The 9,448-nt window shown below is 61.5% G+C and carries 9 protein-coding genes; 6 read left to right on the forward strand and 3 right to left on the reverse strand.

Annotated elements, in window-relative coordinates:
* Window positions 1–110 precede the first annotated feature (110 nt).
* Entirely contained in the window at window positions 111–371 is a 261-nt protein-coding gene (rpmA, locus tag ACFCU0_RS05475; protein ID WP_434972658.1) for a 50S ribosomal protein L27, read from the forward strand.
* A gap of 175 nt (window positions 372–546) precedes the next feature.
* Complete coding sequence (locus ACFCU0_RS05480; protein WP_434972659.1) at window positions 547–1,809, forward strand: aminotransferase class V-fold PLP-dependent enzyme; 1,263 nt, start codon at window positions 547–549, stop codon at window positions 1,807–1,809.
* 62 nt (window positions 1,810–1,871) lie between these two features.
* On the opposite strand, the gene ACFCU0_RS05485 is transcribed toward ACFCU0_RS05480, so the two are convergent.
* Window positions 1,872–2,774 (reverse strand): M90 family metallopeptidase, encoded by a 903-nt coding sequence (locus tag ACFCU0_RS05485; RefSeq protein ID WP_434972660.1) that lies wholly within the window; start codon window positions 2,772–2,774, stop codon window positions 1,872–1,874.
* Between the two features lie 380 nt (window positions 2,775–3,154).
* Here ACFCU0_RS05485 and ACFCU0_RS05490 point away from each other — a divergent pair, with 380 nt between their 5' ends.
* Window positions 3,155–5,245 (forward strand): peptidyl-prolyl cis-trans isomerase, encoded by a 2,091-nt coding sequence (locus ACFCU0_RS05490; protein ID WP_434972661.1) that lies wholly within the window; start codon window positions 3,155–3,157, stop codon window positions 5,243–5,245.
* Between the two features lie 161 nt (window positions 5,246–5,406).
* Here the strand turns inward: ACFCU0_RS05490 and dapF are convergent, their stop codons facing one another.
* Entirely contained in the window at window positions 5,407–6,267 is an 861-nt protein-coding gene (gene dapF, locus ACFCU0_RS05495; RefSeq protein ID WP_434972662.1) for a diaminopimelate epimerase, read from the reverse strand.
* A gap of 228 nt (window positions 6,268–6,495) precedes the next feature.
* Between dapF and ACFCU0_RS05500 the strand changes: the two genes are divergently transcribed.
* Window positions 6,496–7,446, forward strand: coding sequence for a PhoH family protein (locus tag ACFCU0_RS05500; RefSeq protein WP_434972663.1), 951 nt, complete (start codon window positions 6,496–6,498; stop codon window positions 7,444–7,446).
* Between the two features lie 67 nt (window positions 7,447–7,513).
* Here ACFCU0_RS05500 and ACFCU0_RS05505 read toward each other — a convergent pair whose 3' ends face one another.
* Window positions 7,514–8,368 carry a 3-hydroxybutyryl-CoA dehydrogenase gene (locus ACFCU0_RS05505; RefSeq protein ID WP_434972664.1) on the reverse strand — a complete coding sequence of 285 codons (855 nt, stop codon included), beginning with the start codon at window positions 8,366–8,368 and terminating at the stop codon, window positions 7,514–7,516.
* Between the two features lie 278 nt (window positions 8,369–8,646).
* Between ACFCU0_RS05505 and ACFCU0_RS05510 the strand changes: the two genes are divergently transcribed.
* Both ACFCU0_RS05510 and ACFCU0_RS05515 read left to right on the forward strand, forming a co-directional pair.
* Entirely contained in the window at window positions 8,647–9,108 is a 462-nt protein-coding gene (locus ACFCU0_RS05510; protein ID WP_434972665.1) for an ATP-dependent zinc protease family protein, read from the forward strand.
* A gap of 260 nt (window positions 9,109–9,368) precedes the next feature.
* Window positions 9,369–9,448: hypothetical protein (locus ACFCU0_RS05515; RefSeq protein WP_434972666.1), on the forward strand; the 80-nt coding region annotated here is incomplete at its 3' end.

Below are 9,448 nucleotides of genomic sequence, written 5' to 3' on the forward strand. Positions count from 1 at the left end.
AAGAAGAGGCTGAACCTGCTGACGCGTAGGGTTCGCTCCTGTTCTTCGTGGTTGGGCACAGCCCGCCACACCCTCTCGCAACTTGTAGAACGTAGACTGTAGGTCCAGTTATGGCACACAAGAAAGGTATGGGGTCGACCAAAAACGGTCGCGACTCCAATCCGAAATATCTCGGCGTTAAAGCGTATGGCGGAGAATTTGTATCCGCCGGCAGCATTATCGTCCGTCAGCGGGGCACGAAGTTTCACCCCGGTCAGAACGTCGGCAAAGGCGGAGACGACACGCTCTTTGCCAAAGAGACGGGAACGGTCAAGTTCTCGCGCAGCCGCGGCAACCGCCGCTACGTTCACATTCTGCCTGAGGAAGCGTAACCCGCGCCTCCGTAGCAGCATGTCTGAAACGCTCCCGCCGTCCCGCCCGGTAGGAGCGTTTCTTTTTGGGCCCACAAACCATTCCGGAGAGGGGACCCGACGATAGCAACCGCGTCGGACGTTATACCCCACCGTCTGACGGCCCGCGCTTCCCTCTCGCATCGCCCCGTCTCCCATGCCGCTTCTCTCCCCGGACGTTCGATCGCGCTATCGTCACCCGGATCCGGATCGTGATGATCGTCCAGTCGTGGAGTTTCGTGCCTTCACGCACGGGCTTCAGCCCGCGACGGTGCCCGGTATGATGAAAGCGTTCACCGAGGACTGGCGACGGTTCGGGGTCGACGCCTGGAACGAAATCCCGAACCACTGGAAGCCCGACAGCGGTGATCCGGTGGGCTGGTGGAGCCTGCCCACGTATCTTGCTGACGCGTTCGTGGCTCCCTTGCTCGGCGCCCCGGCGGGAACGTGCATTCTCCAGCCGCACGTTCACTGGAGCGTTCAATGCCTCTTAAGCGCACCGGAGGTGGCCGACCGTGGATCGGAGATCGTCGTCACGGACGGCGAGTTCCCGTCCGTGCTCCACAGCGTCCAGCAGTGGTCGTCCCTGATCGATCTCCGACCCCGAATCGTGCCGTCGGATCAGCACGGCTGCCCCGATATCGAGGCAATGATCGATGCGATCGGCCCGGAAACGGCGATGACCGCCGTTAGTCACGTCGGATTTACGACCGGCGCCCTTCTCCCCGATCGGGACGTTCGAAGACTCGCAAACGCAACACACCAACACGGGGGACTTTTTCTCCTCGACGGCTACCACAGCGCGTCCACGATGCCGCTGAATGTGGAAGACCTGGACGTCGACGTTTTCACCGGCGGTCTGTTGAAGGAAGCGAGCGGGTCCTCCGGAAACGCCTTCGTCTACATTCGCGACGGCCTCGAGATCACGCCGCGCCTGACCGGCTGGTTTGGTGATGCCGACCCGTTCGGTTTTCGACCCGAGCCCGAGCCGCATGAGGACATCCGCCGGCGCTTCCTCGGCGGTACCACGTCGGTCGCCTCGATGTATCACGCCGTCGAGGGCGTCGATATCCTGCTGGACGTTGGACTCAACTCCGTCCGCGAGCATTGCCTGGCGCTGACCGATCTGGCACTGGAGCACGCCGCAGACCTCGATGTGACCGTCCGATCCCCTCTCCCGCGGCCCAGCCGGAGCGCGATGATCCTCTTGGAGGTCGATCACGCACACGCCCTCTGCGAGCACCTAAAAACCCGCGGTGTCTACACCGACAGCCGCAAGGATCGCTACCTGCGAATGGCACCGTTCGTCTGGAATACGGCCCCCGAGGTCGACCGCGCGTTTGATGCGATCCGATCCGCACGTGCGTCCGGCGAGCATCTCGACGGCGACATCCAGGGTCGAGCCGGACCGGTCACGTAAAAGAGTGTCTACCGCGAGCACAGGACCGATCGGCAGATGGAACCCTCGCTGCGGGACCGGTCCTACCCGACGACGACGTCCGACGTGCTGGAGGCCGGCTTTTCTCCGGTTCGCGGGTCGATCTGATAGAACGCGCACAAGGCGCCGAACAGATCTGCATGATGGTCGTGCATGCGGTTTGGCTGTTCGAAAAACACCTCTGTTGCCACGGCGAAAAACTCGGACGGCGCCTCCGCGGCGTACGGACGCAGGATCGACTGGCCGTGTCGGACCTTCCGAATCTCGTTCTTGACCAGCGCCTGCCATGCCTGCGCCGACTCCGGCGCAACGAGCGACGGGACGCCGTCGGCGTTGATGTTGTCGAAATCAAAATGGTGGGCGAGCTCATGCAGGATGACGTTGTCACCGTCGTCCGGCGAGTCCCAACTATGCTCAACCGAAGACGCAGTCAGGATGGTGGGGCCCTGTTCGTGCGCCATCCCGTCGTAGTCGGCGTAGTCCCCGCCGAAGTAATCGTCGTCGAACCGGTCGGGGTAGAACAGGAAACTCGTCGTGCCGGGTAAGTCCCATTCCGGTCGACCGTGAAGCAGGCAGGCGACACCCGCTGCGACCGCGAGCTGCAGGTCCGGGCGGGCATTGACGCCCTGAACGCCTTCAAAGCTATACTCGTCCAGGACGAACTGCACATCGCGTTCGAAGCGCGCCCGTCCGTCGGCGTCCAGCCGCTGATAAAGTGGAACGCGGGCGTTCAGCCACTGCCGGTAGGCCTCTCCGAGCGGGCGGCGGCTCACGCGCCACCGGCGAAGGGGGCGTCGCAGCGTAAGAAGCAGGACGACGACGCCCATTCCGATCCCGGGCCACGGCCCATATGGTGTCGCCTGATCACCGATAACCGCCAGTGTGCCGCCGGCGACGACGGACATCAGAATCGCCCACACGAGCGTACTCCGGCTCAGAATCTTCATGGTCGAGCGAAATCGTCGAAGACGGACGAAACGAGCGGTGCACCATTTTTCTTCCGGCGCTCCTGTCCCGTTGCATAACGCGGTACGCGGGACGATACCTCTCGGTCCCGGACCTCTCGTTGGCCAGGGGAACGTCGGACCGGGACATAGAAGCGGGACTGAAAAACGGGGGACCGTTGCACCATTCCCGGCACGGATCCGCGTGTTTCCTCCCTCGATGTCAGGGATTCGATGGATTGATGGCGAATCCATGAAGGACCCGCGGCGGGGTAGAACAATTCGATTCGAGTATGGTAGGGGTTCGATGCGGCGTCAAATCTTACGCATGTGTCCCCCAGCCGCACTCGGCCGTCCCCCAAGAAGACTTTCTCTGCCTTACCATGGGTGTGATGAACAATCTCCGGCAAAACACCGGAGTCGTACTGTGGATTCTCGTATTCTCTTTCGGCGTAATCTGGGTCCTGCAAGACTCGCAGGCCTTCGACGCGATCGGGGCGCAGCCGCGCGACATTGCCGTCGTGAATGGTGAAGCGATTCCGTACCAGGAGTACCAGCAGACTCTTGAACAATTGCGGGAGCGAGCCCGGCAGCAGTCCGACGGCGAGCTCACGCAGGCCCAGCGCGACCAACTGGAAGAGCAGGCCTATGACCAGCTCGTGACCACGGCTCTGCTCGAACAGGAAATGTCTCGCCTCGGCATCACGGTCACGAATGCTGAGCTGCTGGACATGGTGTACGGCGAAGACCCGCATCCGATCATCCGGCAGCAGTTCGCCGACTCGACCGGCCAGATTAACTATCAGCTGCTGAACAACTTCGCCCAGAACCCGGAGGCGAAGGAGACGTGGGCGCAGATTGAGCAGTACATGCGGGAGCAGCGCCGCCAGCAGAAGATGAGCAACATCGTCCAAGCCACGGTCCACGTGTCGGAAGCGGACGTCCGGAATTACTACGAGCGCCAGAATACGAACGTCGATATCCAGTATGTGCTGCAGCGGTACGCGTCGGTCCCGAACGACAGCGTACAGGTCACGGACGCGGATCTTGAGGACTACTACGACGAAAACCAGGAGGACTTCGCCCGGGAGCGGACCTACTCGATTCAATATGTCCAGCAGGAGAAACTCGCTACGGCCCAGGATACGCAACTCGTACGCGAGGATCTCCGCCGCCTGAAACCGGAATTCGCCGCAGCGGATGATGACTCCACCTTCCTCCAGATTAATGCTTCCGCCGCGTCGTATTCGACCGAGTACCGCACGCCGAGTGAGATGCCGGCGGACGTGGCAACGGCCATTTATAGCAACCTGCAGGTAGGGGAAATCGTCGGCCCCGTCTTCGCCGGCAACGCCGGCCACCTGATCAAGATCAAGGACACCCAGCCAGCCGACCAGACGTTCGTCCGGGCGCGGCACATCCTCCTCCGTCTCGGTGAGGACGCTGACGACGCTACGGTGAGCGACGTTCGCTCACGGATCGAAGCCCTTCAGGACAGCCTGCGGCAGGGGGCTACGTTCGAAGACCTCGCACGGCGCCATTCAGCCGACGGCTCTGCCTCAGAGGGTGGTGACCTCGGATGGTTCACGCGCGATCGCATGGTCGAACCGTTCGCCGATGCGGCCTTTGCTGCCCAGCCTGGCGACCTCGTCGGTCCTGTTCGAACCCGCTTCGGATTTCACCTGATCAAGGTCGAGCAAAAGGCGACCGACGCCGTGCAGTACGTCGATATGGCGTATAGCCTCGATCCGAGCCCCGCCACGCTCAACGACTTCCAGGCAAAACTCGAGGACATCGCGTATTTCTCCGAGGACGGCGGTGATTTCGAGCAGGAAGCGCAGACCGCCGGCTACGATGTGCGCACCGTCCAGGTGGAGGAAGGAGCGCGCAGCATTCCCGGCATCGGGCGTAGCGCCTCGCTGATGCGGTTCCTCTCGGAATCGGATGAAGGTCAGATCAGCAACGTGTACGAACTGGACGACAAGTTCATCCTCGCCAAAGTGACAGGCATCACCGAAGAGGGATACCGCCCGTTCGACGAGGTCCGAAACGAGATCCGTCCCCGCGTTCTCACTGAGAAAAAGAAAGGCATCGTTCTGGCACAGATGCGAAGCGCCATGAACGGCGCCTCCCTGGACGCACTCGCTGACGCGCTCGGTACGCGCGTTCGTTCGAAGGAGGGCTTGAACTTCGGTACACGACGCGTGGCCGGCCTCGGGAACGACCGTTCCATCATCGGCGTCGCCTTCGGTCTGAATGAAGGCGAAACGTCGCCCGTGATGGAAGGCCAGAACGCCGCGTATGTGGTGACAGTGACCGGTCGGACGGAGCCCGCAGAACTGACCGAGGAGACACGCCAGCAAATCCGGCAGCAGCTCCTCGCGCAGGAGCGTCGCCAGGTCGCGCAGCAGTACATCTCCGGTCTTCGTGAAAACGCCGACATCACGGACAACCGGTCGAAACTGCTCAACTGACGGCCTCTCCCCTCCCGTCGCCCGGGATGGGACACAGGCAACACGACGAACGGGCTACTTCCCACCGGGAGGTAGCCCGTTTTCTGATCGCCGGACGAAGTCACACGGTACCCTGCACGAGAAAGACAGGATGTTCTTAGACCGACCTGGAGCACGTCCGACTAGGTCGAATCCCATTCAAACGTCCCGCGGAAAACGCTGCGAGCCGGCCCTTCGAGGTACAGGTGATCCGGTCGCTCCGGCGTCTCAGCCCGGCCGACGCGCAGACGTCCGCCCCGGGTCTTCACCGTCACTGGCTCTGACGCAAGACCGGCCGCGCTACCGCGCAGTCGGCTCGTTGCCACGGCCGCGGCCAGCACGCCGGTGCCGCAAGCCAGGGTCTCTCCTTCCACACCCTTTTCGTAGGTTCGAATACTAATGGAACGCGGGTCCTCCCCGATCGCGACGAGGTTTACATTTGCGCCCTCAGGCTGAAGGGCCGCATCGCACCGCAGGTGCGGCCCCCACGTTTCCAGTGGCGCCGCCGCCGCGTCGTCCACCGGCACCACCAGATGCTCCGTGCCCGTCCAGATGAAGTGGACGGCTTCCATCCCTCCCGGAGGGTCCGCCTCCAGCGCGATGTTGGGGGTCCAACGCTCCGGCTCGGGCACGTAGATGCGAACAGCCGCGTCGGGGTCGGTCGGCACGTAGGCGCGGTACGTGCCTGCATCCGTCAGAAACGAGACGTTCGGTCCCTGTACACCGGCGGTAACGGCAAATCGGGCAAGGCACCGGGCACCGTTCCCGCACATCGTCGCCGGAGAGCCGTCGGCATTCACGTACCGCATCCGGAAGTCCGCGTCGTCCGCCATCTCGAACGCAAGAAGCCCGTCGGCCCCGATCCCGAATCGGCGTGGACACACGCGCGCCGCGATGTCGGATAGCTCTTCACTGGAAAAATGGAGAAACCGGTTATCGAGCACGACGAAGTCGTTGCCCGCACCCTCCATCTTTGTAAATTCAACCACCAGTTTTCGCGTCATCGTGGTAAGACCCTGCGTTTTCGAATGCGTGAAATCTAACAATCATGACCCCGGTGAAACGCCTCGCTACACATCGAACGTGACGCGGGGTGCTCCGTACAGAAGATGTAATCGGAGGGTGGCTCCGCGCCTTATCACCGCAGATGCTACCCTCACGGGTCTCGAACCAAGGGGCGGGGCCCAGATACAATTCCCGCCGCACTTTCCTTTCAAACACCCAACATCGCGTTGCCCGAAAAACGCCTGAGTATCGAAGGCATCGATCCGCTTCTCCTGTTTGGCTTCAATGACGTCTACCTGCGAAAGGTCGAGAACGCATATCCGGATACGCAGATCACCGCACGGGGGACGGATATTCTCGTTCGCGGCGATGAAGACGCCGTCGAGGAGGTGGAGCAGATCTTTAATGAACTGGTGGTCTTAATCGACCGGAACGGAGACCTGACCCAGGACGACGTATCGACCGTTCTGACGCTCTACGCCACGGACGACGGCTCGCACGCGGACGTTGCCTCCGACGACGTCGTCCTCTACACGCCGGACGGTGAGCCGATCAAACCGCGAACACCCAATCAGGCGCGACTCGTAAAGTCGTCCCGCAAGAATGATGTCGTCTTCGCGATCGGTCCTGCAGGCACGGGCAAGACGTACGTCGCCGTCGCACTCGCGGTCGCGGCGATGCGCGAACACGAGGTCAAGCGTATCGTGCTGTCCCGCCCCGCCGTGGAAGCGGGCGAGCAACTCGGTTTTCTCCCGGGCGACTTTCACGAGAAGGTGGATCCGTACCTCCGCCCCCTCTACGACGCCCTCGGCGACATGATGCCGCGGGACAAGCTGGCAGAGTTCATCGAGCATCAGCGGGTGGAGATCGTGCCGCTGGCCTACATGCGCGGACGAACCCTAAAGTCGGCCTTCGTCATCCTGGACGAGGCGCAGAACGCCACGACGGGCCAGATGAAGATGTTCTTGACCCGGCTCGGCCCCAACTCACGATCCATCATCACGGGCGACATCACCCAGACGGACCTGAGAAGCCGATCCAGTAGCGGCCTGATCCAGGTTCAGAATATCCTGAAGGGCATCCGCGGGATCGATTTCATCTACCTGGAGCGCGAGGATGTGGTACGCCACCGCCTCGTGCGTGAGATCATCGCCGCCTACGAACAGCATGACGCATAGACGCAGGGCGGTACGCACCCTTCACACGTCACATGCGGCACTTCCCACCTGAGCTTTCGCCTTCCCCTCATTCGTAGTCGTAAAACCCGGCCCCCGTTTTTCGACCGAGCTTCCCGGCCACAACCATTCGGCGCAGAAGCGGGCACGGGCGATACTTGTCGTCGCCGAGCTCATTGTGAAGGACCTCCATGATGTTCAGGCACACGTCTAGGCCGATGAAATCTGCCAGCGTCAGCGGTCCCATCGGGTGATTCATGCCGAGCTTCATGACCGTGTCGATATCCTCCACGGAGGCGACACCTTCCATCACGCAAAAGATCGCCTCGTTGATCATCGGCATCAGGATGCGATTTGACACGAAGCCCGGATAGTCCTCCACCTCAACAGGGGTTTTACCCAGGTGCTCGGCGAGTGCCTCCACGGTCTCGTAGATATCGTCGCTCGTGACGAGCCCGCGCACGATCTCGACCAGCCGCATGACAGGCACCGGGTTAAAGAAGTGCATGCCGATGATCTGCTCGGGGCGATCGGTCTCGGCGGCGAGTGCAGTGATGGAAATGGACGACGTGTTGGAGGCAAGAATCGCATGATCCGGCGCGTGCTCGTCAAGCTCCTGGAAGACGGATGCCTTCACGTCCATCGTCTCGCTGACGGCCTCGACAACCAGATCGACCTCCGCCACGCCGTCTGCAATATCGGTGGAGGTTCGGATCCGGTCGAGTGCGGCGTCCTTTTCGTTCGTTGAAATCCTGTCTTTCTTTTCCTGGCGGGTCAGGTTCGCCTCGATCGTGGACAGACTTTCATCCAGAACCTCCTGCTTGAGGTCTACGATGATTACCTCTCGACCACTCAGGGCGAAGACATGTGCAATTCCGTTTCCCATCGTGCCGCCTCCAACGACGGCCATACGATCAATCGACATAAGGAGCTGGATCTGGTGAAAGGGACGTGTCCGTACGACGCACCGGGTAACGTACCCGAAAGCGGTTCCGACTTCTATCGCCAGAGACGAATTTCCTGTGGGAAGGGCGCGACCGGTCGCGAGCGCCTGAGCACAGGCACCCAGACCGCACGCACGTAGAACCAGACGATCCGACGGAGCCGGAATCAGAAAAGCACGACAAGGAGGATCGGCATGTTGAATCCCCGTTCCTCCCTCCCGTACTTTATTTCGTGCTCTTTTCACCGATTCCGACCGACGTGCCCGAGCCCCCTGTATCCAACCTTCCCGTGATTGGCTGGCGTGAGTGGGTGTCCCTCCCCGACCTGCGCGTCCCCACGATCAAGGCAAAAGTCGACACCGGTGCACGCACCTCCGCCCTGCACGCGTACGAGATCGAACGGTTCGAGCAGGGCGGCATCGACCGCGTCCGCTTCAATATCCACCCCGTGCAGCGGAGCACGGAGAAGACCGTTCACGCCGAAGCGACCGTTCACGACGTCCGTAGCGTGCGAAGCTCCAGCGGCAAAGAACAGGAGCGCATCGTCATCGTCACCCCCGTCACGGTGCTGGCCCATACCTGGGAAATCGAATTGACCCTGGCGCGGCGCGACAAGATGGGATTTCGCATGCTCCTCGGCCGGCAGGCCATTCGTCGACGCATGCTCGTCGACCCCGCAGCCTCCTACGCCGGCGGCAAACCGACAAGGGGGAAGGCTTGACGGCGTCAATGTGTAAATGTATTAATATGTGACGATGTTAATGTATGTAGATTTGTAGACATGAAGGTGTTAACGTTAGAGCGTGATGCGTGGAGGCGTATCAACGCACATGCGACTTCCGTCGCAACGCACGGCCCCACGAACGACCCAACGTACCAACGCATCAACGCATCAACGCATCAACGAACGACACAACGCATCAACGCCTGACCGCACCACCACACAACCCGCAATCTGTCCTCTGTAATCCGCACGTCTGAATGAAGCTTGCGATCCTATCGCGCAGCCCGAAGTGTTATAGCACGCGCCGTTTACGTGAAGCCGCGGAGCAACGTGGTTG

It is taken from the genome of Longibacter sp. (genome assembly GCF_051155795.1).
Taxonomy (GTDB): domain Bacteria; phylum Bacteroidota; class Rhodothermia; order Rhodothermales; family Salinibacteraceae; genus Longibacter.